This is a genomic window from Sorangium sp. So ce887, assembly GCF_051521455.1.
Classification (GTDB): Bacteria; Myxococcota_A; Polyangia; order Polyangiales; family Polyangiaceae; genus Sorangium.
The window spans coordinates 7,480,578-7,507,555 of the sequence record NZ_CP150354.1; the positions used below are offsets into that span (position 1 = coordinate 7,480,578).

Below are 26,978 nucleotides of genomic sequence, written 5' to 3' on the forward strand. Positions count from 1 at the left end.
GGTGACTCCTTGTGGGCGCGCCTCGGGCACCCCTTCGAGAGGTCGCCGCTGCGTGGCCGGATACACCTCCGTTCCCGGACGCCGGCGGAACGTTCAATCGACGCCGCGCTTTCGCTCGCGGCCGTTCCAGGGACCCGCGTCATCGATAACGCAACGCGTTATGTTCGCCACGATCGCACAGAATCCAGCGACGCAGGGGGACACCCGGGGGCGGCGATCCTCCGACCTGCTGAACAAGAATACCGATCACGTGGATCGAGCGAGAAATGAACCGCCACGACGCCAGGGTCGGTCCCACGAGTTGGCTGTGCAGCCGCCCGGAACCATGTAGAATGACGATGTACTCAGAAAGCGGGTAAATTTGAGCCTGTCCGATTTCTTCAAGTCACCGTTCAGCCGACGGTCCGACGTGTCGTCGCTGCCCTCGCCGCCGCTGGCACCGGAGGACGACGTGCCCGCGCCGCCTTCTGAGGTCGATTTCGCGGCCATCCTGCTGGCCGCCGGCGTGAGCCCCGAGCAGCGGAGCAAGATCCTCAAGGCGCAGGAGCTCCTGAGGACGCTGCCCGGCGATACGCCCGCACCGGTGAAGCGGGACATCGTGGAGGCGGCATTCAAGGCCTTCGATGTCCCGACTCAGGAGATCGTGGCCGCAGCGTCGAAGCAGATCGAGGCGCTGAAGGCGTTCACCCGCACCGGCGAAGAGCACACGCAGGAGGTGCTCGCGGAAGGAAACCAGCAGATCAAACTGCTGGAGTCCAAGATCGCCGGAGTGAAGGCGTCGATGGACCGGGAGGTCGCGGCGCAGGCGGTGCGCGCCAGATCCACGCTCGACCAGATCAACAAGGTGCAGCCGGTGCTGCAGTTCTTCGCGCGGGACGGGGCCGTCCCGAGCCACCCGGAGGCCCACCCCGCGGTCACCTCGCCGGGGCCAGGGGAGTGGTCCCAGGGCGAAAGCGTGGACGTCCAGTTCGACGGGAGCCGATGAGCCTGCCGGGGCGCGCCTCCTCCGGTGCGTCCAGCTCGTCTGAAGGAGCACGCTCCCGGATGAGCACGCTCCCGGGGGGCTTTGCCCCTCGGTGACCTCTCCAGGGGCGAAGAGCACCCGACGCTCACCGAGCAGCGTCGCGGATAGGGGCCCTCGTCCAGCAGCCGGATCACGAAGGCGACAGGAGCGTCGCCGTCCAGATCCATAACAGGATTGCGGCGCCGCTCCGCCTTGCCAGGCGCTCGGGTGAGGGTGCATCCTGCCCGCGCATGCTGCCTGGAAGGCTGCTCGACGACCGCTTCGAGCTGGCGGAGATCGCGGGTTCCGGAGGGATGGGCACGGTCTACCGGGCCATCGATCGCGCGAGCGGAGAGGTCGTCGCGGTCAAGCTGCTGCGCCGGGTGGACGCGCGCGCAGAGGCGCGCTTCCTCCGTGAAGCCGAGGCGCTGTCCCGGCTCACGCACCCGCACATCGTGCGGTACGCGACGCACGGCGTGACGCCGGCGGGGGAGCCGTACCTCGCGATGGAGTGGCTGTCCGGCGAGAGCCTCGCGGATCGGCTGTCGCAGCAGGAGCTGCGCGTCGACGAGAGCGTCGCCCTGGCGCGGAGGGTGGCGGACGCGCTCGGCACGGCGCACGCGCGCGGGATCGTGCACCGCGACATCAAGCCGAGCAACCTCTTCCTGGTCGACGGCGCGCTCGATCGGGTCAAGCTGCTCGACTTCGGCATCGCGCTGCTCTCGGACGCCACGTCCCGCCTGACGGGGACGTCGGCGGTGCTGGGCACGCTGGGCTACATGGCCCCGGAGCAGGCGCGGGGCGACGGGGCGGTGGTCGATGCGCGCGCCGACGTCTTCTCGCTCGGCTGCGTGCTGTTCGAGTGCCTCACGGGGCAGCGGGCGTTCCGCGGGCAGCACCTCTCGCTCGTGTGGAAGCTGCTCCTCGAGGAGCCGCCGCGGGCGGCGGACCTGCGGCCCGAGGTGCCCGAGGCGCTCGACGCGCTCCTCGCGCAGATGCTGGCCAAGGACCCGTCGGGGCGACCCGAGGACGGCGCGGCCGTGGCGCGCTGCCTCGACGCGCTCGGCGCGCTGGGAGGGAGCGGCGCCTCCTCGCGCCTGCCTCGCGCCGAGGCCATCACCGCGAGGGAGAGGCGGCTGGCCTCGATCGTGGCAGTCCGGCCCGCGCAACCCTCGTTCTGCGCGACGACGGAGTCCCTCGATGTGCGCGCGCCGCCGCCGGGCGCGCTCGCCGTGGTGCGCCGCGCGGCCCTGCCGCTCGGCGCGCAGGTGCAGGAGCTCGGCGACGGGGGCGTGGCGGCCATCGCGGCGAGCGCGGGCGGCGCGACCGACCAGGCGGCGCTCGCGGCGCGCTGCGCGCTGCAGATCCGCGCGCAGCTCCCCGGCGCGGCGGTCGTGCTTGTGACGGGACGGGGCGAGGCCACGGGGCGATCGCCGTTCGGCGAGGTGCTGGACCGGGCGGCCGCGCTGCTGGAAGAGGCCGCCGCCGCCGCGCCCGCGGAAGGCCGGCGCGGCGGCGTCCACGTCGACGCGGTGACGCGGGCCCTGCTCGACGCGCGCTTCGAGGTCGTGGCGCAGGACGGGATCGCGCGGCTCGAGGCGGAGCGCGAGATCGGCGCGGGGGCGCGCAAGCTCCTCGACCGGCCGAGCCCCTATGTCGGGCGCGAGCGGGAGCTGCAGCAGCTGCTCGAGCTCGTCGACGACAGCTTCACCGAGCGGCGCGCCGCGGCGGCGCTCGTGACCGGGGCGGCGGGCATGGGCAAATCGCGCCTGCGCCACGAGGCGGTCGAGGCGCTGCGCCGGCGTCACCCCGGCCTGGTGCTGAGCGTCGCCCGCGGCGACCCCCTCGGCGCGGGCTCCGCGCTCGCGATGCTCGCCGGGGCGCTGCGGAGCGCGCTCGGGATCGCCCCCGACGAGGCCCTCGACGTGCGGCGGGAGAAGGTCGCGCAGGCGCTCGGGCCGCTGCTCGCGGGCGAGGAGGGGCGGCCGGCGGCCGCGGTCCTGGGCGAGCTGCTCGGCGTCGCCCCTCCGGACGCGGCCGCGCCGGCGCTGCGGGCCGCGCGGCGCGATCCGGCGCTGATGGCCGAGGAGAGCCAGCGCGCGTACGTCGACCAAGCGCGGGCGGTGACGGGCGCGCGCCCGGTGCTCGTCGTCCTCGAGGATCTCCACTGGGGTGACGCGCCCTCGGTGAGGATCTTCGATCGGGCGCTGCGGGAGCTCGGCGATCGCCCCTACGCGGTGCTCGCCTTCGCCCGGCCCGAGGTCCACGCGCTGTTCCCCCAGCTCTGGGCCGAGCGGGGGCTCTCGGAGCTCCGGCTGCGCGAGCTGCCCGCCCGGGCGGCCGAGCAGCTGGTGCGGAGCGCGCTCGGCGCGTCGCTCGCGGCCGAGCAGGTCTCCGCGCTCGTGCGGCGGGCCGGGGGCAACGCCTTCTGCCTCGAGGAGCTCATCCGGGCCGCGGCGGAGGGGCGCGGCGGCGCGCCGCCGGAGTCGGTGCTGGGCATGGTGGAGGCGCGCCTCGCGGCGCTCGGGCCCGAGGCGCGGCGGCTGCTGCGGGCGGCCAGCGTCTTCGGGGAGGTCTGCTGGGCGGGGGGCGTGCGCGCGCTGCTCGGCGCGCCGGCGCCGAGGGCGAGCGAGCGCGATGCGTGGGCCGAGCTGGTCGATCGGGAGGTCCTGGAGCGCCGGCCGAGCTCACGGTTCGCGGGCGAGGAGGAGCTCGCCTTCCGCGATGCGCTCCTGCGGGAGGGCGCCTACGCGATGCTCACCGATCGCGACCGGACGCTCGGCCACCGGCTCGCCGGGGCGTGGCTGAAGGAGGCCGGCGAGCAGGACCCGGAGGTGCTGGCCGAGCACCTCGCGCGGAGCGACGAGACCGGGCCGAGGAGCCCGGATCGCGCGTTGGGGTGGAGCGACCGCCGTGGTAGGGGCGTCGCATGAGCGCCGCCTGGGACTGGGCCGAGCCGATTCGACAGAAGCACTTCGGCGAGCCGCTCGCCGGCCGCTACCCGCTCGAGCGGATCGAGGGCGATGAGGCGTACTGGGCGCTGCACGAGGTCGAGCTGCGCCGCCATTTCCCGCCCGAGGTCTTCTTCAACCTCCGGGCGCTGTCCGGGGAGGACGGGAAGCGTGCCCGCGCCCGCCTGGCGGCGTCGGCGGGGGGCCAACGCCTCGCCGACTTCTGGGTAGCGCGCGACGGCGAGCGGCTCGCGGCGATGTTCGCGGGCCACCAGAAAGACGCGGAGACCTACCGCATGTGGCACACGATCGTTCACCCCGATTACCGCCGGCGCGGCCTGTACGGGGAGATCGTCCAGCGGGTCCTCGCCTACACGCGCGAGCTCGGCTTCGACTACGTGGTCAGCGAGCACGCGCCGAGCAACAACGCGGTGCTCATCGCCAAGCTGAAGGTGGGATTCCGCGTCGTCGCCATGGATATCGACGCCGCCGAGGGCCCCAGCCTGAACCTCAGGTACTTTCACAACGAGGCGCACCTCAGGGCCTACGAGTTCCGCTGCGGCCTGGCCAGGCTCGACGAGCGCCTGGTCGGCGCCGGGTTCGGCGCGATGCCGCTCCTCCTGGAGCAGCTCCAGCGCGGGCCGGCCGCCGAGGCGCGAGCCCCGGAGGCACCTCCGCCCGCCCACGGGCCGGCAGAGTAGCGCCGGGCCACGCCCGCGCCCCGGGCCGGCGCGGGCGCTGGACGCGCCGGTGGACCGTCAACCGCGAGCCGCCCGCCGGCCTGAAAGGACGACGCCGTGGCGGCTCACGCCGGCGCCGCGTCTCCCCGGGCACGGGCGATCGTGTGGATGAGCTCGCGCGCGTCGAACGGCTTGCGCAGGCACGTATACCCGCCCTTGCTCATGATCGCGCTGACCATCTCCGGGACCGAGTGACCGGTCATGGCGATCACCGTGACGCGCTTCTTCAGCCCCCGCATCTGCGCGCACGTCGCGACGCCGTCCTGATCGGGCATGACGATATCGAGCACGCAGACATCGACGCTTCGCTCGATGACGTGCTGGACAGCGGTCCGCCCGTCGTGGACGGCGTGGGCCGACAGCCCCGCCGCCCGGAGCACCGCGACGATCGAGTCGGCGACCTTCGGGATGTCGTCCACCACGAGGACGGCCGGCGCGTCGACCGCGCGAGCGACGACGCGCGCCAGGTGATCCATCGAGAACGGCTTGTAGATCACGGTATAGACGCCCTCCACGATCGCCTCCTCGATGAGCTTCTCGAGCGCGAACGCGGTCATCAGCACCACGGTGAGCTCCGGCTGGATCCTCTTGAGCTCCCGGAACGTCTCGACGCCGTTGAGCCCGGGCATGCGGACGTCGCTGAGGACGAGCGTGAACGCCTGCTGCCCTGCGAGCTCGAGCGCGTGAACGCCGTCCCTCGCCTCCACCACCTCGTACCCCTCGAGCTCGAGGTTGGCGGCGAGCGTCATGCGCATGCCCTCCTCGTCGTCGACCACGAGCACACGTTTGATCTGCTGCACGGACTCCTGCATGGCTCGACCCCCTGTCATGTGCCCTGAGCTCCCGAGGACGCCTCTCTCGGCTCCGCCGCCCTCGGCGCCTCGCGCCCTGGGACCCGGACGACGAACGTCGTGCCGCTGCCGGGCTCGCTCGTCGCCTCGATCTTGCCGCCGTGCCGCTGGACGACCCCGGCGCTGATCGCCAGGCCGAGGCCGGTCCCCTTCAGCTTGGTGCTGAAGAGCGGCTCGAAGATGTGCGCGAGCATCTCCGCGGAGATGCCCGTCCCGTTGTCCGCCACCGAGAGCGTCAGCCCGTCGCTCCCCCACGCCGCGGCGACCCGCACGCGCCCCTCGCGCTCGACCGGGATCGCCTCGGCCGCGTTCTGGATGAGGTTCACGAGCACCTGCCGGAACTGGTCCCTGTCGAGCTCCACGAGAGGGAGCGCGGTGGGCACCTCGTTCTCGACGCGCACGTGCGGCGGGACCTCGATCACCGAGATGGCGTCGTCCACGAGGGGCCTCAGCGCGCACGCCGAGAGCAGAGGCCGCCGCTCGCGCGCGAAGTCGAGCAGGTTGCCGATGATCCTGTTGCACGCCGCGAGCTCCTTCTCGATGATCGCGAGGAACTGCGCGATGCGGGGCTCCGCGCCGAGCTCCGTCGCGGAGAGGCGCTTCTTGAGGTAATGACTCGCGTTCCGGACGGCGCCGAGCGGGTTCCTGAGGTCGTGTCCGACGCTCGCCGCGAGCTGCCCCACCGCCGCGAGCTTCTCCATGCGCAGCCTGGCCTCCTGGGCGGTCTGGAGGCCGGACGCCATGTGGTTGAACGCCGCGCTCATGCGCCCGAACTCGTGCTCATCCAGCTCGGGGACGCGCAGATCGAGATCGCCCTGAGCGATCCGCCGCGAGCCTTCGACCAGCGTGCTGAAGCCGCGATCCATGGCGCGGAGGAGCCGTCCGAGCAGCAGGACGAGGACGGCCAGCGCTCCGCCGATCGCCGCCGCCCCGAGCACCGCCACGCGCGTGCGGAGGTGTTGCTCGTCGGCGAGGATCCTGGCGACGTCCCGCTCCGCGTCGTGGACCGCCGCGCTGATGTGCGGGAGGAACCGCTCCGTGTACTCGTCATCGGAGAGCCGCACGAACATCGCGTGTCGCTCGCCTGCGCGCTCGTCCGCGATACGGGCGGTCGCCACCGTGCTCGCGACGATGTGGTCGAAGCTCTCTCGCATGAAGCGGATGTGGCCGAGCTCCTCCGTCGATTCCTCATCGCTCTCCCTGATCTCCTCGTCGGCGATCATCCTCCTCTTGAGCGCCTCGATGGCGGCCAGGGCGCGCGCCGCGTCCTCGGCCGCCCCCGAGAGCTCCGCGCTGAGGCGGCCGCTGAGCGCGGCCTTGGCCGCCTCGTTCATGTAGCGGCTGGCGTCGCTCGCGAGGGTGACGTGCAACCTCAGGTCCTCGTAGGACGCCTCGGCCCGCCGCTGGAAGATCAGCATCTCCGCGATGGTGAAGTAGAAGGCTGCCGCGGCGACGAGGACCGCTGCCAGCGCGACGCCGAAGATGGAGGCCAGTCGGGCTCGAATGCTCATGGGGAGCGGCTCCTGCTGCCGTGCTTCAGGGGATCGTCGCCGTCACCCGCGAGCTCGATCTCCCGCGTGACGAGGAGAAGGAGCCCGGCCTCGGGCGTCTCACCCAGGAGCCCGAGCTCGAGCGCGGCGCCGAGCTCCAGGCCCCGCGCCGGGTGCCAGAGCACGCCGGACGCGAGGAGGAGCGACGCGGCGTCGTCGAGCTCGGCGGCGAGCTCCACGGTCGGCACCACGGCGCCGAGCGGCAAGACCACGCCCAGCGCGACGCCGAGGCCGAGCTCCGCGGCGTCACGCGGCGCGGCCGGCAGCCGGACCTCGGTCGAGGCGGAGAAGGCCACGTGGACGCCGCCCATCGCCTTGTCGAGGCTCACGAACGGCGAAAGCGCGTAGCCCGGCGCGCCGAGCTCGCGCGCGCCGGCGGGGAGCCCGGCCTCGAGACCTGCGGACAGCGCGAGCCCGAGCGCCTGGTCGTTGACGAGATTGACCAGGACCTCCGCCTGGACAGCGCCGAGCCCGGCCGCGACCCCGCTGTCGTGGCGCACGAGCTCCAGGGGGAGCTCGCCCCCGACCTGGAGGCGATCGGTGATACCGAGCTCCAGCAGCAGCGGGATGCCGAAGCGGACCCGGCGCCCGGCGCGTTCCCACGCCGGCGCGCTCGTGACCTGCAGCTCGAGCGCCTCCTGCGGAAACGCCGTCTCGCCGAGGAACAGCTCCTCGACCGGGGGCCGCGCCGGCTCCCCCGCGGCCTCGGTCCGCTGCTGCTCCGCGGGCGCGGCCGCCGTCGACGCGGCCAGGAGCAGGCCCAGCGAGATCGCGGCACGCGCGCGCTGCGACGCGGTCACGGCCGCCGGCTTCCGGGCCGCCGGCGCGCGCCGCGCGCGGTCTCCGGGCGGTCGATCCGCGCTCAAGGCGCCGGCTCCGGCCCGGCGCCGCCGGCCTCGGGCGGTGCGGCGAGCGGCAGCTCGATGACCGCCGACGTGCCCCGCGACCGCGGCTCGAGGGCGAGCGTGCCGCTGTAGCGCCGGGCGACCCGCCTCGCGATGTTCAGCCCCAGGCCGAAGTGCCCCGGTTTTGTCGTGTAAAAAGGGCGCAAGATCGCCTCGCCGTCCACGTCGTCGGGGAGAGCTCCCATGTCCGTGACGTGGATGAGGTACCGCGCGCCGTTCGAGGTGCCCTGAACCGTGACCACGCCGTTCCCTGGCATCGACTCGACGGCGTTCTCGATCAGGCACCGCACCGCGACGGCGAGCTCGATCGGGTCGGCCTCGACGTCGCCGTCCTGGGCCGAGAGCTCGACGCGGGCCCCGGACGCGCCGGTGCGCGCGCACGCCGCCGCGCGCCGCACGCACTCGGCCGCGCTCACGCGCACGCTCCTGCGGGTGAAGAGCTGCGCGGCGTCCACGGACTCGTCGAGCCGCGTGCTCGCCGCGATCACCTCTTCGTCGATGATCCCGAAGAACTCCGCGATCCTCGGATCCGCCGTGTAGGCCGCCTCTCCCGCGACCTTCCGTCGGATGTAGAACGATGCATTGCGGACGATGGCGAAGCGGTTGCGCAGGTCGTGACGCAGCACGGACAGGATCTCGTCCGCGACCGCGACCTGCTCTGCTGCGCCCAGGGGATCCCAGCTGATCATGCGGCACCTCGTCCCTCTGCCCTCGCCCGCAGCGCCGCGCGCGCCCTCATTTGGCGTACCGCCCCGGGGCGCCGGGCGTCGCGGGGTCGACCCTCGTGAGCTCCGGCCCCTGCTGCGGCCCGCGCGCCGCGGATCCGGCCGCCGCGCGGGAGCCGAGCCGCGAGGTGGGGGGCGCCAGCGCGGAGTCCGGCAGCGAGCCGGAGTCGGGAGGCTCGCAGGAGACCATCTCGCCTCCGGCGGCCGCGCCCGTCAGGCCCGGCGAACCGAGGGAGTCGGTCATCGAGTGGACCGATCGCTTCATCTCGGCGAGGCGCGAGAGCTGCAGCACGATCCCGATGAGCCGGTCAGGGTCGAACGGCTTCAGGATGACATAGTTGTGGCTGCCGCTCATGGAGCGGATGTACTCATCGGCCCCGGTGACGAGGAGGCAGCTCGTGTACACGGGCATGCTCGACACCTGCCGGAGCAGCTCGTCGCCCTTCATTCCAGGCATCAAGAAGTCGGAGCAGACGAGGTGAAACCGCCTCCCCTCGAGCAGCTTCAGCGCGTGCTCCGCCGACGCGCAGGTCACGACGTCCACGTCCGCGGACAGGACGGCGGCGATGCTGCGCAGCGCCCGCTCGTCGTCGTCGACGACGAGCACTCGATACCTTGGCCGCGAGACGGGATGGACGGCGCTGTCGTCCTTCCCCTGCGAGAGTGTGCGATGAGCTCTTAGAGGCACTGACACAACTACCGTCTCCTCTGGCTATCGCGTGCTCGAGTCTCATGCCGCTGCGTCGCGGGCATACGAGAGCGCGCTTGGTGATTCCTGCTGTCCCTTGCGACGCCCCCCCTCGGCCAGCGTCACCCCCTTGGTAAAGCTACGTGACAAATTCCGCGTCAGTCAACGGCAACCTACTGCCATCTACAGCTCACGGCGGAAGACTGGATTTCCGTTCGGGTTGCCCAGGCGACTTGGCCGGCTCGCCTCCGGACACCGCTGCACCACCGCCGCTGACATCGAGGAGCCTCCTCTTCGAGGGGACCGCCGCGGAGCGCCGGAGCGCGTGGATTCGATTTCAATGACGCTTCAAAAATGCGTCGAGCATCACATAAAGCGCTCCTCGGTCGGCAGCTTCGAGAAAAAAGCGCCTATCCGTGATTGATTGGAAGGCGTCCCGGACACAGGGACGCTGGAGGAAAGGCATGTTCATGCACTGGGACGTTCGATTTGCCGCTCGTCGGAGGGTGGCCCGGGTGTCGTGGGTCACGCTGCTCGCCCTGGCCTGTTGCACGGATCCGGGGGCCTCCGGGGGCGGCACCGGCGCTGGAACGGGCGGGGCCGGCGGAGGCGCATCGCCCGGAGCGAGCAGCTCGAGCGCGGGCACGGGGAGCACGGTGGCGTCGACGGGAGCCGGTGGAAGCACCGGGGCCGGCGGCGACGCGCCCGCCGGAGCGGGCGGCTCGGGCGGCGATCCCGGCGGCGCCGGCGGCGGCGGGTCAGGCGGGATGGGGCCGCTGCCGAACATCACGATCTGGATCGCGGGCGACTCCACGGTCGCCAACGGGCAGACCCCCTGCCCGGCGGGCTGGGGCGGCCAGCTCGCGGCGCTCTTCGACGAGCGGGTCACCGTGGTGAACAGCGCCGTCGGCGGCCGCAGCGTGCGGACGTGGCTCTACCACGTGCAGACCGTCATGGATGGCGCGGGGGAGTGCGAGCTCGATCGCGACTCGAGCGGCGAGCCCGTGCTGCAGGACAGGTGGACTCAGATGCTCGACGGCATGAAGCGGGGAGACTACCTGTTCATCCAGTTCGGCATCAACGACGGCTCGCGCACGTGCGATCGGCACGTGGGGCTCGACGCCTTCAAGAGCAGCTACGGGATGATGGCTCTCGCCGCGCAGGAGCGGGGCGCCCAGCCCGTGTTCGTGACCCCCGTGAGCGCGATCGCCTGCAATGGCAGCACGGCCCGCGGGACGCGCGGCGAGTATATGACCGCGACCCACGAGGCGGGCGAAGAGCACGGCGTGCCGGTGATCGATCTCCACGAGCACAGCGTCGCGCTGTACAACACCCTCGGCTTCTGCCCGGTCCCCGGGGGAGACGTGAGCGGGACGACCGGAGGGCCGGTCGGCGAGTTCTTCTGCGATGATCACACGCACTTCGCGCGCTCCGGCGCGGAGCAGATCGCCAGGGTCGTCGCCGACGCGCTCCGCGATCAGGAGCTCGGTCTGGCCGCGTACCTCGAGTGACGCCGCGCCGGCGCGCGCCGGCGCATCGAATCGCGCCCAGGAGCCCGCGAGCCGCGCCGCCCTCGGCCGCGGAGCCGGGCCGCGGCGCGGGAGACCCTCAGAAGCCGAGGTCCTCACGGATGGCGGCCACGATCTTGCAATGGTTCACGAGATCGTCCGTCGTCTTGACCTCGCTCGTGTAATTGAGCCCGTACGGCCAGAAGTGCTGGCTGTCCGCGTGCACGACATCGCTCTCGTTCCCCGTGATGGCCCTGAGCTGGCTCGTCGCCGCCTCGCCCGTGAAGATGCCGTCCCTCACCAGCGCCGCGAACTCGAAGCTGCCGACCCCCAGGGTGTGGCCGATCTCGTGCATGGCCGTGATGTGATTCATGGAGGCGAGCGAGCCGAACCGGATGGATCCATTGACGTTGCCGTCGGCCGTAGCGACCGAGGGCACGTAGGTCACCGACAGGCGCTTCTCGATGCTCGTGTGGCAGTTGTAGTGCGACAGCGCCTCATCCATGGCGCTCGTGATCATGTCGTACGCGGACTGCTGCTCTGCCGTCGGCGCAGGCGCCATCGCGAGCGTGTAGGAGATCCCGCCCATTCCCACGCAGCCGGTCCCCGCGCCACCCTCGCCCCCGCCCGCGCCGCCCGTGCCCGCCCCGCCCGTGCCCGCCCCGCCCGTGCCCGCCCCGCCCGTGCCCGTGCCGTCCGTGCCCCCGCCGCCCCCGTCCGCGAGGCCTCCCGCGCCGCCGTCCCCGCCGGCGCTGCTGCTGCTGCTGCTGCTGCTGCTGACCGAGGTCTGTCCGCCGGAAACCGCCGCGCCGCCGCTCCCGCTGGCGGCGCTGCTGTCGCCGGTGCCCGCAGGGCCGTCACCCGATCCCGAGCACGCGACCGGACCAGCCGCCGCGAATGCGAGCAAAACGATGTTCGTCGCCAGTTGCCTCAGCATGTTTCGCACTCCTTCCAAAGAACCTTGCGTCGTCGCTCACAGGCCGTGGGGCGCTCGCGGCGCGTCGCGCGACAGGTCGCCGACGAAGGCCGCTCCCTCGCCCTCTCACCGGCGGCGTCAGGGGTCAATTCACTGCAGATCGCAGCGATTGAATCGGCAGCTGCGGTAGAAGATTCTAGCGGCCTCGGACAGCTCCGGACGAGCCCCGCCGCCCTGTGAGCGGCGCGCCGCCCCGCGCGCTCCGGTCCGTCCGCCGGCCGCGGCGCCCCCGCGGCGCCGGCCGGGCGCGAGCGCAATCCCGGATTTCTTCGCCAATTGCGCCGGAACCGGACGACCCTCGACGGACGTCCGAGGCTCCACACCTTATATGAGCTACCGTGAGCAGCGAGGTCGGCCGTGGAAGAGCCTTATTGACGAGGTCGACAGCCGCCCTGCGCAAGCGCATCATCGACCAGGCGAGCCGTTCGGCGCGGCGCTCCGCTCCTCCCGGAGCGCGCCCGCTCGCCCTGTCGCGCCGCGCCGCCCAGCAGGGGGAGCGACGATGAGCCGGACCGCCATCGGCCCGGGAGCCGTGTTCCAGGAGCGCTACGAGATCGTCTCCGCGCTGCAGGAGAGCGGGTTCGCCGACCTCTACAAGGGGCGTCAGCTCGCCACCGGGCAGATGGTGGCCATCAAGGTCATGCGACCGACCCGGGGCGGCAAGCCCGCCGACGTCGCCCGGCGCTGCGCCCGCTTCCACCAGGAGACGCGGTTCTGCGCGCAGCTCCACCACCCCAACATCGTCCGGCTCATCGACGCCGGGCAGACGGACGAGGGCACGCTCTACACCATCTTCGAGCTCGTGCCCGGCAAGAACCTGGCAGAGGTACTGGCCGAAGAGACCTCCCTGGAGCCGCGGGAGGCGCGGCACCTGATGCTCCAGATCCTCGACGCGCTCGGCTGCGCCCACGGGCAGAACGTCGTCCACCGCGACCTCAAGCCCAGCAACATCATGATCGTCTCCACCGGCGCGCGGCGCAACGCGCTGGTGCTCGACTTCGGCATCGGCGCGCTCATCGCCGGGGCCATGGAGGGCATCGACGCCAAGCTCACCCCGAGCAACGAGATCCTCTGTACGCCCGCCTATGCAGCGCCGGAGCAGCTCCTCGGGCAGCCGGTGAGCGTGCGATCGGACCTGTACGCCTGGGGGCTCGTCTTCCTGGAGTGCCTCACCGGGCGACCGTCGATCGCCGGCAGGTCGCTGCAAGAGGTGCTCTTGCGACAGGCCAGCTCCGAGCCGATCCCGATCCCCGCGGCGCTCCTCGGGCACCCGCTCGGCACCCTCCTCAGGCGCGCGACCCTGAAGAACGTGTCCGATCGCGTCGTCACCGCCTCCAGCCTGCTGCGCGCGCTCGAGACCTGCGACGTCGAGGAGCTGAGCCGTGAGGACCTCGTCGCGCCCGCGCGAGCGCTGGACCCGCCGATGGCCCCGGACGCGCCGGAGGGGGACGGCTGGGTTTACAGCGAAAGCGAGACGGCGCCGCTCGATCGGCTCCCGCCGGAGGGCCGGGCGACGTCCAGCGACCGCGCGGCGGCAGACACGCTGCCTTCCCCGGCGACACCGCGCCTGGACGACACGCCCTCTCCCCTGGAGGGGGAGCGCGCCGGCGGCGCCGGCGCCGGGTGCCTCGACGGCGAACGGCGGCCGCTCACCATCGTCTGCTGCGCCTTCACCACCTCGGGCCCGGGCCTGAAGAGCACCGACGTCGAGGAGATCGATGATCTGCTCGGCGAGCAACAGGACGTCTGCTCCGAGATCGCCCGCCGCCACCGCGGGCGCTTCGCCGGCGCGCTGGGCGATCAGATCCTGCTGCATTTCGGCTACCCGTCCGCGCAGGAGGACGACGCCCGGCGCGCCGCGCGCGCGGCGCTGGAGATCGTGGAGGGCGTCCGCGCGCGCAGCGCGCGCCTGGAAGCGACGCGGGGCCTCTCGCTCGAGGTCCAGATCGGGCTCCACACCGGCCTCGTGATCGCCGGCCAGTGTCCACGCTACACACAGCACCTCGGGACAACACCGCAGATCGCTGCCCGGCTGAGCGCGCTCGCGGCCCCGGACACGATCGTGGTGAGCGGCGACGCGTTCAGGCTGCTCCGGAGCCGGTTCACGCTCGATCAGGTGACGTCGCACGACCTCTCGTATGCGGACCGCCCGGTCGCGATCTACCGCATGGGACAGGAGATCGCTGTCCCGCCCCAGGACCAGGACACCGCAGGCCGGGATACGGAGCCGCTGATCGGACGGAGCCAGGAGCTCGATCTCCTGCTCCAGCGCTGGGGCCAGGTCCGGCAGGGCATCGGGCAGAGCATCCTCGTCACCGGCGGGCCCGGGATCGGCAAATCCCGCCTCAGCTGGGAGCTCGCCCGGCGGCTCCACGGCGACGGGCACAGCTGCCTCGAGTGCCGCTGCACCCCCGACCGGCGCAGCAGCGCGCTCCACCCGATGATCGAGCTGCTCGATCGGCTGATCGACCCCGGCCGGGACGACGCGCCGGGGCGCCGGCTCGCCCGGCTCGAAGGGCTCCTGTCCCGCCGCGGCTTCGACCTGGAGGAGACGGTGCCGCTGTTCGCGGCGCTGCTGTCGATCCCCCTGGAGGCGCGCTACTCCGCCCCGCAGGACCCGCCGCCGCGGCAGAAGGAAAGGACGCTCAACGCGCTCGCGACCATGCTCTTCGACATGGCCGAGGAGCGGCCCGTCCTGTTCATGGTCGAGGACCTGCAATGGGCCGATCCGACGAGCCTGGAGTGGCTCGGGATGCTGATGGTCGACGTGCCGTCGGCGCGGCTCATGGCGCTCCTCACCGCGCGGCCGGAGTTCTCGCCGCCCTGGTCGACGTCGGGCATGCTCCAGATCCAGCTCGGCCGCCTGGATCGCTCGCACGTCGAGCACATGGTCGCGCGGCTCGCCGGCGGCCGCTCGCTGCCCGAGCCGTTGCTGGAGCAGGTGGTCGAAAGGACCGACGGCGTCCCCCTCTTCGTCGAGGAGCTGACGCGGATGGTGCTCGAGTCCGGGTCCCTCGTGGACGAGGGGGACCATTACACGCTCTCCGAGCCGATCTCGGCGCTCGCGATCCCGACGACGCTGCGGGGCCTCTTGATGGCGCGCCTCGACCGGCTCGGCAGGGCCAAGGAGACGGCCCGCATCGCCGCGGTGCTCGGCCGGGAGTTCAGCCTGAAGGTGCTCAGCGCCGTGTCCACGCTCGACGGGGCGCTGGTCCAGGAGGACCTCGATCGGCTGATGGCCGCGGACCTCGTCCACAGGAAGCGCCGGCTGAACAACCCGACCTACCTGTTCAAGCACGTGCTCATCCGGGACGCCGCCTACGAGTCGCTCTCGAAGCGGAGCCGGCGGCAGCTGCACGCCCGCGTGGCCCGGACGCTCGAGGAGCGCTTCCCCGAGCTCGCCGCGGCGCGGCCCGACCTGCTCGCGCACCACCACGCCGCCGCCGAGCAGAAGCAACAGGCAATTGCCTATGCGGAGACCGCGGCGGAGCGCGCGCTGAAGCGGCCGGCGAACGCGGACGACAACGAGGCCGTCCTCCACGTGACGCAGGCGCTCGGCTGGCTCGAGGCCATCACGGACGACCGGGAGCGCGCGCTCGTCGAGCTGCGCCTGAACAGCCTGCTGATCATGGCGCTCCTGGAGCGCCGCGGGTACATGCTCCAGGAGCTCGCGGCGGCGGTGAAGCGCTGCGAGGAGCTGAGCGACGCGTTCGGGGACAGCCCGATGACCGCGCCGACGCTGTGGGCGATGTTCTGGTACCACAACTTCCGGAGCCATCGGCGCGAAGCGCGGGCGCTGACGGAGCGGCTGCTCGGGATGGCGACGCGGTCGCAGGACACCGGCCAGCGGGTCGCGTCCATGGTGCTGCTGGGGAATTGCCTGTTCTTCGAGGGAAAGCTCGCCGAGGCTCGCCCGCACCTCGCTCGCGGCATCGAGCTCTACGACCCTGCGCATCGGGAGCAAGTCGCCCTGTATGGCTTCGATCCCAAGACCAATGGCCAGTACACGCTCGCGCTGTTGCTCTACCTGATGGGCAGCCCGGCGCAGGCGTTCGCCCAGGGGGAGGCCGCGGTGGCGTGGGCGCGCGAGCTCGACCACCCGAACACCCTCGGAATGGCGCTGCTCCACCTGGCCGGCGTCTATCACTACGGCCACGAGCGGGAGAAGGTCGCCGCGGTGACCGACTCTCTCGTGCAGCTGACCGAGCGCCATTGCCTCTGGTTCAAGGAGCTCTGCTGGGCCATGCGCTCCTGGGCAGAGCGCGACCTCGAGAAGCTGAGGCGGGATGTCGAGGCGATCCGGCACACCGGTCAGAAGATGGGATTGCCGTACTGGCTCTCCCTCGTGGCGGAGCTCGAGGCCGAGCGCGGGCAGCACGAGGCCGCGGTCGAGCGGCTCGCGGGCTGCTTGCTGCTCGCCGCGGAGCTGGGCGACGTCTACTACGTCCCGGAGCTCTACCGCCTGAAGGCGCTGTCTCTCCGCGCCTGCGGCGCCCAGGCGGAGCAGGAGAGCGAGCGCTGCCTGCGTCAATCGATCGCGATCGCGCACGAGCAGGGCTCGCGGATGATCGAGCTGCGCTCGACGCTCTCGCTCTGCCGCATCCTCGTGCGGCAGGACCGGCGCGACGAGGCGCGCCCGCTGCTCCGAAAGCTCAGCGGTTGGCCTGTCGAGTGCGCCGCTCTGCCCGAATTTGCCGAGGCGCGCACGCTGCACCAGGAGCTGGCCGGTTGAGCTGTCGCGGCACCTTCTCCAGCGCTCTCGATCTCCCGCGGAGGGGTCGACGGGGCGCAGCGTCGGCTCCATGTATCCCAGGGCACCTGCACGATGGAGACAGCCATGTTTTCCCCTCAGTCATCCAACTACAAGTCCGGGACGTCGGAGACCGAGAGCACCAGGGCGCAGGTCGAGGGTGGAGCCGGTTCGGTCGAGATGCGCCCCCCGCGCGAGCGAGGCGCGACGGAGGACGAGCTCCTGGAGCTGGAGTCCGCGTGGCTGCGCGCCGTCGCGCTCACGTGGGAAGACCCGACGCAGCTCGCTCGGCTGAAGAGGGATCCGCGGGAGTTCTTGATGGCCTGCTGCAGCTATACGCTGCCGCCGGGGATCGAGCTCACCCTCCGCGAGGCGCGGGAGCCGGGCTCGCCCAGCGGCGACGGGTGGCGCTTCTGCGAGCAGCGCAAGGGCTGGGATCCGTCGGCGAGCGCCGTCACGCTCTATATCCCACCGCCGCCGGAGCTGTCCGAGCGTCCCGTCGCGCTGGCCGAGCTCGCGAGCGACGCTTCGCTCTCCGTCCTCATCTGCTGAATCTGCTGAGTCATTCCTCGATCCCGTAGAACCTGGCGGCCTTGTCCCAGAGGATCTTGCGGAGCGCGTCGCCGGGGAGCCTGCCGCGGAGCGCGAGCGCCCGCTCCACCAGGCCCGCGTCGTGGTCGATGTGGGGGAAGTCCGTCCCGAAGATCGCGTCGTCCTCCCCGAGCCACGGGAGCGCCTGCGCCAGCAAAGGCTCGTCCGGCTCGATCTCGATGAAGCACTGCAGCGCCACGCCCCGGAGGCGCCGGGGGTCGTGATCGCAAAAGCCGCGCAACCGACTATTCGGGTGCTCCGCGAGCCGCATGCACGCGAGATCGAGGCTGTAGAGGCGATCGTCGAGCGGGCCGGCGCCTCCCGCGGCGATCCAGCGCGCGAGGAGCACGGCGGCGAGCCCGAGCGCCGCGCTCCGGCCCGCAGGCAGGACGACGCGCGGAGCCAGGAGCGGGTCGCCGCCGCCGCGCCGCCGCTCCAGGTACGCCTCGACCGGGCGGTTATGCCGCACCCGGTGCGCAAGACAGGCCCAGCACGGCCCGGCGCCCGGGCGGAACATCGGCCCCATCCACGGCTCGACCCCGCCGGGCTTGACCGGCACCCAGCGGAGCACCTCCCGGAGCGCGCGCCGGTTCCACGCGCCGGCGCGGCCTCGGCGAGATAGCCCCGCTGCTCCAGCCGCATCAGCGCATAGCGGACCTCGACGGCGGAGACCTCGCCGTCGAGCGCGGAGACGAGCTCGTCCTCGGTCCGGCGGCCGTCGAGGAGCGGCCCGAGGAGCCCATAGACGCGGCCGCGGAGCATGAAGCGCTCGCGCTCGCCGATCAGGAACACGGTCTCCTTGTCACCAGCGGGCTCGACGCGCAGGTGGTGCTTGAATTGCAAGATGCGAGGCATGCGCGGCATGAGGGGCATGAACACCGGACCCGGTGAGCCATCTGGTGCGTCGCGGGCCGCTGGAGACGCCCGTGCCGGTGCGCAATTCAGCATCAGCGAGCGCCTGCCTGCGAGGCGGGCGGTCGGGCGGGCGGGTGGGTGGGCTCGCCGCCACGCGCCGCCCGGCGCGCAGCGTGGCGCCCGGGCCCCGGGACGACATCTCGTGAGAGGGGGGTAACCAGCGTGTCAGTCATTCGCGAGGACAGCGGCATGGAGACAACGCCGCTGTCGAACAGCTTCATCGACGCGATCCAGCGGGTCAGGCAGGACGACCGGCGCGTGGCCCTGCTCGTCTACCATCGCGATGGGGCCGAGCGCGTCGTGCTGAGTCCGAGCGCGCCGGTCGTCATCGGCCGCGCGCCGCCGTCGCAGGTCCAGATCCGCGACACCAGCCTCTCGCGCGAGCACGCCCGCTTCACCCTGTCCGGCGACAACGTCCTCATCGAGGACCTGCGCTCGACCAACGGCACCTGGCTCGGCGGGGCGCGCGTCGCGCGCTGCGAGGTGAAGCCGGGGGACGAGGTGATCCTGGGCAAGGTGGTGGTCGCCGTCCGCTCGATCACGGCGGCCGAGGGCGAGCTGCCGGGCCTGCTGAGCCACGAGCAGCTCCGCGTCGCCCTCGAGGAGGAGGTGAAGCGCGCGCGCTACTTCGGGCGGAGCTTCGCCATCGTCATGGCCCGGCCCGCGCGCCAGCAGGACGCCCACGTGAGCCACCTGTTCCCGCGCGTGCGGGCGCTGCTGCGCCCCGTGGACCGGATCGCGCTCTACAGCTCGGACGTGGTGGCGGCGCTGCTCCTCGAGGCCGGGGCCGAGACGGCGCTTGACGTGGCGCGCGCGCTCGCCGCGCCGCCCGGGGGCGGGGGGCCCGTCGTGCTCTCGGGCTTCGCGACGTTCCCGGACGCGGGGACCGTGGCGGAGGAGCTGCTCCATCGATGCTGGAGCGCGGTGCGCAGCGCGACGGTGGATCAGCCGGTGCGCTCGGCGCCGGGCGGGACCGTGAAGAGCTATCCGGGCTCCGGACGCACCGATCCCGTCGCCGCGAGCCCCGCGATGCTCCGCGTCTTCGAGATCGTCAAGCGGGTCGCGCGGTCGTCGATCCCGGTGCTCTTGCTGGGCGAGACGGGGACGGGCAAGGAGGTCGTGGCGCGCGCGATCCACGACCTCGGCCCGCGAAGCGGGAAGCCGATGGTGTGCGTCAACTGCGGGGGGATCCCGCAGCAGCTCGTCGAGAGCACGCTCTTCGGCCACGAGCGCGGCGCGTTCACCGGCGCGTGGCAGCAGCAGCGGGGGGTGTTCGAGGCGGCGGACGGGGGGACGGTGTTCCTCGACGAGATCGGCGAGCTGCCGGCCGCGGCGCAGGCCGCGCTCCTGCGCGTCCTGGAGACGCGGCAGGTGACCCGGGTCGGCTCGAACAAGCCGATCGAGGTCGACGCGCGCATCCTCGCGGCGACCCACCGCGACATCGAGACCATGTGCGCGTCCGGCGGGTTCCGCAGCGATCTGCTCTACCGCCTGAACGCGATGACGGTGACGATCCCTCCGCTCCGGGCGCGCCCGGAGGACATCGAGCCGCTCGCGCTCCGCTTCCTCGAGCAGGCGAACCAGGCGAACGCTCGCTTCGTTCGCGGGTTCGACGCCGGCGCGCTCGCGCGGCTCCGGGCCTACGCGTGGCCGGGGAACGCGCGGGAGCTGCGCAATGCGATCGAGCGGGCCGTGGTCATCGCCGAGGGCGAGTGGATCGCGGAGGAGGACCTGCCCGAGCGCGCGCGGGCGGCGCCGCCGCCGGTCGCGACGGAGGTGGAGCGCGAGCCGCCGTGCGATGGCGTCGAGCTCACGGCCGCGGCTCCTGAGGGGGACTTCCTGAAGGCGCGGCTCCAGCGCTGCGAGGCCGAGCTGATCGTCCAGGCGCTCCGCAAGGCGGGCGGGAGCCAGACGGAGGCGGCGCGCGCGCTCGGCATGCCGCTGCGCACGCTCGTCTACAAGCTCAAGGCGCTCGGGATCAAGCGGCTCGGGTACGCGCCGCCCGGGGATCCGTAGCACGGGGTCATGGGTCCGGAGCGCGGGGTCATGGGTCCGGAACGCGGGGTCATGGGTCCGGAACGCGGGGTCATGGGCTCGACGGCGTTCACGGGGCGCGCGCGACGCTGGACTGAATCGCAGGCTCGGGACCGAGCGGGAGGTCGACGAGGAACGTCGAGCCGCGGCCCAGCGAGCTCTCCACGCCGATACGGCCGCCGTGGGCGCGCACGATCTCGCGCGCGAGATAGAGCCCGAGGCCGAGTCCACCGAAGTGCTCCACGTCGCCCACGCGCTCGAAGCAGGCGAAGATGCGCTCCTGGTCCTCGTCCGCGATGCCCGTGCCGTGATCGCGGACGAGGAGCTGCGCCCCGCTGGGAGAGGCCTTCACTTCGACGGAGATCGGCCGGCCTTCGCCGAACATGATGGCGTTCTTGGCCAGGTGGAACACGAGGCGCCCGATCTGCTCACGATCCCAGCGGCCGACCACACCCTCCGCCGCGTCGACCGAGATCGTGACGGACGGGGCGCGGAGCTCGACCGCGAGCCCGGCGACCACCTCCCGGACGAGCGCCCCGAGATCGACGCTCTGGCGCTCGGGCGCGAGCTGGCCCGCTCGGAGCGTGATCGCCTGGAGCATGTCGTCGCAGAGCCGGGCGAGCCGGTTGACCTGCCGGCCGACGACCTCGAGCGAGGCGACCCACGTCGACGCGTCCTCCGCCTGCCGCTCGCTCATCCGCTTCATCCTCTGCACCTGCAGCGCGAGCGAGGTCAGGGGCGTCTTGAGCTCATGCGATGCGAGCGTGAGGAACTCGTCCCGAAAGCCGTCCCCTCCGTCGTGCTCCGAGGCGCGAGCGGGCCGGCGTGCATCGAGGGTTCCAGTGGGCTGCGGGTTCAGGGCGGACATGATGAGCATCCCGGTCAACAGTGGATGGCCGTTCGTGGGGTCGTCGCGTCGTCGTCTTGTCGTCGCTAAGCATCCGCGATGCCATGCGTCCGCGCCGCGGGCCGGAGCGCCATTCACCCTGGATCTTGCATACGAGTCCGGGCCGCCGAGGGCGGGTGTGTCCTCGCGCGCGACCCGCGTTTGCTCAAGTACGCAAGAGGCGTACGAGGAGGCGGTGTCCGCGGGCAGCGAAGCCAGGACCGCCCGCGCGCCGGAAGAGCGGGGCGAGGCGTGTCGCGCGAGCCGTGCCGTGGCGTGGCGGGCCGTGGCGTGGCGGGCCGTGGCGTGGCGTGGCGGGCCGTGGCGTGGCGGGCCGTCGGCGAGGCCGGTGTGGATGGGGAGGTGTGGTCGCCGGCCAGGACGGCGGAGCATCGAGTTGATCAGGATCGCCAGGACGTCCTTGACCCGATCCACGTGTTCCCCGTGAGCGGCCGCGGGCTACCCAGCGACGCTCCGGTCACGACGATCTCCAGAAGTCTCGTCCCGTTCGATTTTTCCTTCGACCGGTGCGGTCAACTCATCGTGGCTGAGGTCGGCGGCGACGGCGTGCCGGCGACCGACGACACGAGCGCGGTGTCCTCGTACGGCATCCGGGCGGACGGCATCCGGGCGACAGGCGACCCGACCCAGGTTGAGTGACCCGACCCAGGTTGAGTGACCCGACCCAGGTTGAGTGACCCGACCCAGGTTGAGTGACCCGGGTTGCGGTAGCTACGGTAGCTGTGGCTGCGATGGCTGACCAAGGTTGGGGTGACACAAGGTTGGGGTGGCCACCGACGGCAGCCTGGGGTGGCGGACAACCTGGCGGCCGCCACCCTCCGGGCGCACGGCAAGTCCTTGCAATCGCCCACCACGAGCCTCGGCACGGCGTTTGTTGATGTGCGCCAGCCATGAGCCAGCCCCGCGAGATCATCCCCGGCGCCACGTACCTGATCACCCGCCGTATCCTGCGCCGGCACCACCTCCTCCGCCCGGACGCGACCATCACCCAGCTCTTGGTCTACGCCCTCGCGGTCTCCAGCCGCCGCTACGGCATCGAGGTCCACGCGCTCTGCGCGATGTCAACGCATCTGCACCTCGTCGTGACCGACGCCAACGGCGTTTTGCCGCGCTTCCTGCAGTTCTTCCATCGTATCGCCGCGCTCGGCACGAAGGTGCTCCGCACGTGGGAAGGGCCGGTGTGGGACCACGAACCCACGAGCGCGGTGCGGCTGCTGACCCGCGCAGCGTTGGTGGAGAAGATCGCGTACGTCCTCGCAAATCCTGTGGCCGCTGGCCTCGTCCAGCATGCGCATGAGTGGCCCGGCGCCAAGGTGGACGTGGGCGAGCTCGGTCGCGGCGTGCTGCACGCGGTACGACCCTCGGCCTATCTCGACCCGGAAAACCCACAGTGGCCCAAGGAAGTGACGCTCCCGCTCGCGCTGCCCCCGGCCATAGAGCAGGACAGCGCGGAAGCGTTCCGCCGCGAGGTCACCACCGAGCTCGAGCGACTGGAAGCGCAGGCACATGCCGAGGCGCAGCGGCAGGGACTCCGTTTCCTTGGCGCCGAGCGAGCCAGCAAGGTCTCCCCTTGCAAGCGGGCCACGAGCTTCGAGGCGCTGCGCGATCGCAATCCGACGTTCGCGGTGGGCCGTGATCAGGGTGACGCATGGCGAATCGCTGGTGCCGCTGTGCGGGCGTTTCGCGCCTCGTACCGCGTGGCGCTCGAACGCTGGCGTGCCGGAATACGCAGCGTCGTCTTCCCGGCGGGGACGTGGTGGATGCGCACGTTCCACGGCGCCAGCGTGACCGATGTCGTGCTGGTGGTGTAGGCGCTGCGCGGGTGCGCTACACAGCGAGGTGTGCACGGGCGCGCGACACCTGCGACGCGCTGTCGTGGGGACCGTTTGTTTTGAAAAGGCGGAGCGGGCGACAACTCCTTCGCGCGGCGTTGCGTGAATGGTTGTGCATGGGTCATGGCGCGCCGAGCGCGTACGAGGCGACGCCAGGAGCGAAGGGTTATAGGGGCTGCTTGACCGACCGGTGCCGTTCCTTAGCGGTTGGCGACGACCCCAATCGATGGTCAATCCGGGTCGCTTCGCGAAAGGGGTCGATGGGTCAACCCGGGTCGGGCAGATCGGATCAGATCGATGACAATAGATGGCTCAACCCAGGTGGGTCACCCGGCTGATCGCGGACGCCCTCAACGCGTGACAACGAATCCCAGGGCCTCCAAGCTCGCGCCAACCTCACCGCCCCAGCCCAGCCGCGGATCCAGGCGCAGCTCGCCCGGTGCGAGCGATGCCGTCAGTGCCAGCAGGGCGCCGACCTCGACCGCTTCAAGCTCGGCGCCGGCGTCGCCTGCGAAGGGCGGGCAGAGCACGCGGCCGAACGGCGCGAGCGCTAGCGCGGTGCGCAGCGGCTCGCCGAGCGCGGCACGCAAGTCGTCGAGATCGCGGCCGATGGCGACCGGCGGGATGGCGGCCGGCCAGAGCCAGACCGCGAGGCCGGGCAGATCGGCGACGCAGGCCGCCGCCGCGCGCTCCGGCGGGAGTGCGAGGCCGCGGGCGCCGACGCGTGAGGCTGCGATCGCGGCGACGACGAGCCCCGGTGGGGCGAGCGTCAGCGCCGCGAGACGACCCAGGTTGCGGTGCGCCGCGGTCCGACGGGCGGCAACCATGGTGAGGTCGTCGGGTCGGTCGTAGACGAGCTCGACCTCGCGCTGCACGGCCACATGCGGCGACGTCTGCGCCGCCGCCGCGAGCGCCCGCTCGCGGAGCCCGCTGTCCGGCGCCGGCCCGCCGTTCTCCTGCGGCGGCGCGGCCTCCTCGATTTCCAGCCGCTCCCGGAGCAGCTGCGCCACCCGCGACGGCAGCCCCAGCGAGCCGAGCGACCAGGCCGCGGAGAACCAGTCGACCGGCGCCGCGGGCGCCGCGGGCGCGAGCGCCTCTGCCGACGCACGGTCCCACGCGGCGAGCGCCTCCCCGAGCGGATGGCCGAGCTCCCGGAACAGCGCGCCCGCCTCCTCGAGCGCCGCCGCCGCGTCGGGATCGCCGAGGTCCCGTCGCGCGCGCCCGGCAGCCCGCGCCGCGTAGGCGATCCAGGTCCGCAGCGGCGGCGCGGCGCCCGCGGCGACGTCGCGCGCGCAGGCCGCGAGCGCGAGGGCGTCATCGGCGCGGCCCAGCTCGAGCGCCAGCTCCGAGAGGAACGTTAGCGCCCGGGCGCGGCCAAACGCGTCGCCGACGTGCGCGCACAGCCACTCCTGCCGCTGGAGCGCCGCGCGGGCGCGCTCGAGGGCGCCGAGCCCGAGCGCCGCCGCGCCGAGCTGGCCGCAGGCGATCGCCTCGCCCACCGCGTCGCCCCGGCGGCGGTGGAGCTCGGCCGCGTGCTCCAGCAGCGCCTCGGCCGCGCCGTGGGCGCCGAGGGTCACGTAGAGCGTGCCCAGCGAGTTCAGGATCTGCGCCCGTTCGCCGAGGAACGGCTCCGACCGGCGCAGCGCCGACAGCAGCGTGCGCTGCGCGCCCGCCGCGTCGCCGACGATCCGCTCGGCCGCGCCGCGGTAGTGGCCGGCCACGACCGCGGCGCGGCGCCCCGCGTCGCCTGCGCCCGCGATGGCGTCGAGCTCCGCGACGGCGGAGGCGCAGGCCGACCGCGCGTCACGGCGCAGCCGCGCGAGCACCGCCTCGCACCGGGCGAGGTCCCGGGCCTCGGCCTCGCCTTCCCGGTCGAACGCCGCGGCGGCGCCCTCGAGCAGCACGACCGCGGCGTCCAGCGCCCCCTCGCGCAGCGCGAGCGCGCCCCGCCCGAAGCCGTGCGCCGCTGCGAGGAGCGAGCCTCCGGAAGGCCGGGCAGCCCGCGCTGCCGCTGGATCGCCAGCCTCCCCGAGGAGCCCCTCGACGCGGTCGAGCTCGGCGCGGACCTCGGCGCCCGGCGCGCTCCGGAGCAGCCGCGACAGCGGCGACATCCTCTCGTCGAGCGGGTCAAGCGGGAGCACGGCCATCCTCCCACTCCTCCGCGGCCGCGCGCCCCGGCGCCGCTCGCGCCGCCGCGGCGCCCTCCCCGGCCGCCGTCGCGCCCTCCACCGCGCTCCTCCCCGCCCCGCGCGCGAGCTCGTGCAGCGCCGCCTTCACCGCCTCGATCGAGAGCTCCGGCCGGGCCGCGCGGATCCGCGCCACGTGCGCGGTCACGTGGGGCGCCGCGAACGAGGTTCCGGTCCAGCGCCGCTCTCCCCCGCCGGGCGCCGGCGCGAGCACCTCCTCGCCGGGCGCGAGGATCTCATGGTCCAGCGTGAGCTCGCTCCGGAGCGCCTCCGGGTCCTGGAAGGGCCCTCGACCGACGCCGATCAGCGACTTGAAGCGCCCTGGATAGGTGCGGAACGCCGCCGCGTTCGGGCCGGCGGCCACGAGCACGACCTCTGCCGTGTAGGCCGCGTCCGCGACCTCGTAGAGCTCGACGAGGGACCGGTAGTCGCCGGGGCGGAGCGGCGCGCTCCTCGGGATGTCGATACCGAGACTCAGGTTGACCACGGAGAAGCGCTCGCGGACGCAGAAGCGCAGCGCGGCGATGAGCCCCTCGCGCGAGCATCGCCCGTCCTCGCCGAGCGCGCGGACGCTCGTGATCTCGGCCCCGGGCGCCATGCGGTGGACGATGCCCGCGCACGCCGTCCCGTGCCCGCTGACGTCTCCCGGCGCGCACGGCGCGGCCTCGTGCGCGCCGCCGCGGCGGACCAGCGCCACGTGGCGCAGCGACGCCGTGCTCAGCGCGGGGTGCGAGGCGTCGACGCCGGAGTCGACAAGCGCGACGCGCACGCCGGCGCCGCGGCGCGCCTCCCCGCGCGCCGCGTCGTCGAGGTCTCCGCCCGGTCCTGCCGGAGGGGGCGCCGTCACGCCGAGCTCCCCTCCCCCTCGGCGAGCGGCCCCTGTGCGCCGCCGGCGCCGCGCGCGTAGGCGTCGATCCGCGCGAGGAGGTCGAGGGCGAGGCGGGCCTCGGCCTCTCCGTGCTCGGCGAGCCTCCCCACCACCGCCGCGAGCTCCAGGCGGCGGCGGTACTCGGGCGTGAGGCGGAGCGCGTGGATGTGCCGCTCCAGCGCGGCGCGGAGCGAGGTCGGCGGCGGGGCCGCTCCTTCCTGCGCCGACTGGCCCGGCGCCTGCGCGAGCAGGTCTGGCATCGCGCGGGCGAAGAGCTCGAAGACGACCCGTTCGGTGCGGAACGACTCCACGGTGAGCGCGAGGACCTCGGCGAGCCGCTCGGCCATGTCGAGCTCCCTCCCTCCGAGGGGAGCGTCATGCGAGAAGAGCGCGGCGCCGCCCACGGTCGCCGCGCCGACGCGGATCGGCACGAAGATCGCGGCCGCCGGCGCCGCGGCCAGCAGCGGCCGGAGCGGCGCGATCATCGGGTCGCCGTCGGACAGCCCCACCGCGTGCCCACCGCCGCCGCCGAGCAGGAACGCGAACGGCGTGCCGCTCGGCGGCAGCTCCGCGCCCGGGGCGCGGAAGCCGGCGGCGTCGGCGACGACGGGCACCGTGAGCCGCCCGAGCACCTCCATCTCGACCGCGACGAGCGCCTCCGAGCACGGCACCGCGAGGCAGGCGAAGCGCAGGTGCTCCCCGAGCCCGCGCACGCGCGCCTCGACCGCGCCGAGGAGCGCCGCCGACTCGACGGTCGCGAGCAGATCGCGGAGGCGCGCGGTGAACGGGGCGAGCGGCGAGCGCAGCGCGTGCGGGTGGGGCGGGAGGGCCCGCGCCGGGGCGGGCGGGGCGCCCGGCGCGGAGCGGTCGGCGAGCGGCATGGGGCGGCGATGCTACCGCCGGAGGGCCCTCGAGCGAACCGCCATGACGCCCGCGCCGAGCCGCTGCCCCCCGGACGGCGCTGCCGGCGGGCGCGGCGGCCCGCCCTCCCGCCCTGC

Annotated in this window: 20 protein-coding genes and 1 pseudogene; 9 read left to right on the forward strand and 12 right to left on the reverse strand. The window is 73.0% G+C overall.

Translation table 11 applies throughout. The features are described 5' to 3' along the window. Positions 1 to 361: 361 nt before the first annotated feature. The 3 genes from WMF36_RS27675 to WMF36_RS27685 all read left to right on the forward strand — a co-directional run bounded on the left by WMF36_RS27675 (position 362) and on the right by WMF36_RS27685 (position 4,655). Positions 362 to 985 carry a hypothetical protein gene (locus tag WMF36_RS27675; RefSeq protein ID WP_437573764.1) on the forward strand — a complete coding sequence of 208 codons (624 nt, stop codon included), beginning with the start codon at positions 362 to 364 and terminating at the stop codon, positions 983 to 985. Positions 986 to 1,254: 269 nt separating this feature from the next. After that, on the forward strand, positions 1,255 to 3,936 hold the full coding sequence (locus WMF36_RS27680; RefSeq protein WP_437573765.1) for a protein kinase domain-containing protein: 2,682 nt from the start codon (positions 1,255 to 1,257) through the stop codon (positions 3,934 to 3,936). Next, positions 3,933 to 4,655, forward strand: coding sequence for a GNAT family N-acetyltransferase (locus WMF36_RS27685; protein WP_437573766.1), 723 nt, complete (start codon positions 3,933 to 3,935; stop codon positions 4,653 to 4,655). Before WMF36_RS27680 ends, WMF36_RS27685 begins: the two co-directional genes overlap by 4 nt. A 104-nt stretch (positions 4,656 to 4,759) precedes the next feature. Here WMF36_RS27685 and WMF36_RS27690 read toward each other — a convergent pair whose 3' ends face one another. The 5 genes from WMF36_RS27690 to WMF36_RS27710 are packed head-to-tail and all read right to left on the reverse strand — an operon-like array spanning position 4,760 to position 9,332. Next, complete coding sequence (locus WMF36_RS27690; protein ID WP_437573767.1) at positions 4,760 to 5,506, reverse strand: response regulator; 747 nt, start codon at positions 5,504 to 5,506, stop codon at positions 4,760 to 4,762. A gap of 14 nt (positions 5,507 to 5,520) precedes the next feature. Then, the gene (locus WMF36_RS27695; RefSeq protein WP_437573768.1) at positions 5,521 to 7,056 is read right to left on the reverse strand and encodes a sensor histidine kinase; all 1,536 of its coding nucleotides are present in this window, start codon (positions 7,054 to 7,056) and stop codon (positions 5,521 to 5,523) included. Beyond that, entirely contained in the window at positions 7,053 to 7,961 is a 909-nt protein-coding gene (locus tag WMF36_RS27700) for a hypothetical protein (protein WP_437573769.1), read from the reverse strand. The genes WMF36_RS27695 and WMF36_RS27700 overlap by 4 nt, the downstream gene beginning before the upstream one ends. Beyond that, entirely contained in the window at positions 7,958 to 8,689 is a 732-nt protein-coding gene (locus WMF36_RS27705) for a sensor histidine kinase (RefSeq protein ID WP_437573770.1), read from the reverse strand. Before WMF36_RS27705 ends, WMF36_RS27700 begins: the two co-directional genes overlap by 4 nt. A 46-nt stretch (positions 8,690 to 8,735) precedes the next feature. After that, positions 8,736 to 9,332 carry a response regulator gene (locus tag WMF36_RS27710; RefSeq protein ID WP_437573771.1) on the reverse strand — a complete coding sequence of 199 codons (597 nt, stop codon included), beginning with the start codon at positions 9,330 to 9,332 and terminating at the stop codon, positions 8,736 to 8,738. Positions 9,333 to 9,928: 596 nt separating this feature from the next. Between WMF36_RS27710 and WMF36_RS27715 the strand changes: the two genes are divergently transcribed. Beyond that, on the forward strand, positions 9,929 to 10,924 hold the full coding sequence (locus WMF36_RS27715) for a GDSL-type esterase/lipase family protein (protein ID WP_437573772.1): 996 nt from the start codon (positions 9,929 to 9,931) through the stop codon (positions 10,922 to 10,924). Between the two features lie 97 nt (positions 10,925 to 11,021). On the opposite strand, the gene WMF36_RS27720 is transcribed toward WMF36_RS27715, so the two are convergent. After that, a complete protein-coding gene (locus WMF36_RS27720; protein ID WP_437573773.1) occupies positions 11,022 to 11,858 on the reverse strand; it encodes a hypothetical protein in 837 nt (278 codons plus the stop codon). Between the two features lie 541 nt (positions 11,859 to 12,399). Here WMF36_RS27720 and WMF36_RS27725 point away from each other — a divergent pair. Together WMF36_RS27725 and WMF36_RS27730 are read left to right on the forward strand one after the other, a co-directional pair. Next, the gene (locus WMF36_RS27725) at positions 12,400 to 16,629 is read left to right on the forward strand and encodes a TOMM system kinase/cyclase fusion protein (protein WP_437573774.1); all 4,230 of its coding nucleotides are present in this window, start codon (positions 12,400 to 12,402) and stop codon (positions 16,627 to 16,629) included. A gap of 105 nt (positions 16,630 to 16,734) precedes the next feature. After that, complete coding sequence (locus WMF36_RS27730) at positions 16,735 to 17,199, forward strand: BMA_0021/BMA_0022 family TOMM bacteriocin (protein ID WP_437573775.1); 465 nt, start codon at positions 16,735 to 16,737, stop codon at positions 17,197 to 17,199. 10 nt (positions 17,200 to 17,209) lie between these two features. Here the strand turns inward: WMF36_RS27730 and WMF36_RS27735 are convergent, their stop codons facing one another. Both WMF36_RS27735 and WMF36_RS27740 read right to left on the reverse strand, forming a co-directional pair. Beyond that, positions 17,210 to 17,797 (reverse strand): TOMM precursor leader peptide-binding protein, encoded by a 588-nt coding sequence (locus WMF36_RS27735; RefSeq protein ID WP_437573776.1) that lies wholly within the window; start codon positions 17,795 to 17,797, stop codon positions 17,210 to 17,212. Between the two features lie 110 nt (positions 17,798 to 17,907). Then, a pseudogene (locus tag WMF36_RS27740) lies at positions 17,908 to 18,186 on the reverse strand (hypothetical protein); the annotation flags it as partial. A gap of 129 nt (positions 18,187 to 18,315) precedes the next feature. On the opposite strand from WMF36_RS27740, the gene WMF36_RS27745 reads away from it, so the two are divergent. Continuing rightward, positions 18,316 to 20,169, forward strand: coding sequence for a sigma 54-interacting transcriptional regulator (locus tag WMF36_RS27745; protein WP_437573777.1), 1,854 nt, complete (start codon positions 18,316 to 18,318; stop codon positions 20,167 to 20,169). Positions 20,170 to 20,257: 88 nt separating this feature from the next. On the opposite strand, the gene WMF36_RS27750 is transcribed toward WMF36_RS27745, so the two are convergent. Then, complete coding sequence (locus tag WMF36_RS27750) at positions 20,258 to 21,055, reverse strand: sensor histidine kinase (protein WP_437573778.1); 798 nt, start codon at positions 21,053 to 21,055, stop codon at positions 20,258 to 20,260. Between the two features lie 270 nt (positions 21,056 to 21,325). Between WMF36_RS27750 and WMF36_RS27755 the strand changes: the two genes are divergently transcribed. Then, positions 21,326 to 21,733: a hypothetical protein gene (locus WMF36_RS27755; protein WP_437573779.1), complete on the forward strand. Its 408-nt coding sequence runs from the start codon at positions 21,326 to 21,328 to the stop codon at positions 21,731 to 21,733. A 251-nt stretch (positions 21,734 to 21,984) separates the two neighbouring features. Continuing rightward, positions 21,985 to 22,905 (forward strand): transposase, encoded by a 921-nt coding sequence (locus WMF36_RS27760; protein WP_437573780.1) that lies wholly within the window; start codon positions 21,985 to 21,987, stop codon positions 22,903 to 22,905. A 371-nt stretch (positions 22,906 to 23,276) separates the two neighbouring features. On the opposite strand, the gene WMF36_RS27765 is transcribed toward WMF36_RS27760, so the two are convergent. Genes WMF36_RS27765 through WMF36_RS27775 form a run of 3 tightly spaced genes read right to left on the reverse strand, consistent with a single transcriptional unit; the run spans position 23,277 to position 26,861 of the window. Further along, a complete protein-coding gene (locus tag WMF36_RS27765; RefSeq protein ID WP_437573781.1) occupies positions 23,277 to 25,073 on the reverse strand; it encodes a hypothetical protein in 1,797 nt (598 codons plus the stop codon). Further along, positions 25,054 to 25,959: a S8 family peptidase gene (locus WMF36_RS27770; RefSeq protein ID WP_437573782.1), complete on the reverse strand. Its 906-nt coding sequence runs from the start codon at positions 25,957 to 25,959 to the stop codon at positions 25,054 to 25,056. Before WMF36_RS27770 ends, WMF36_RS27765 begins: the two co-directional genes overlap by 20 nt. Then, on the reverse strand, positions 25,956 to 26,861 hold the full coding sequence (locus WMF36_RS27775; protein WP_437573783.1) for a hypothetical protein: 906 nt from the start codon (positions 26,859 to 26,861) through the stop codon (positions 25,956 to 25,958). The genes WMF36_RS27770 and WMF36_RS27775 overlap by 4 nt, the downstream gene beginning before the upstream one ends. Between the last annotated feature and the right edge of the window lie 117 nt (positions 26,862 to 26,978).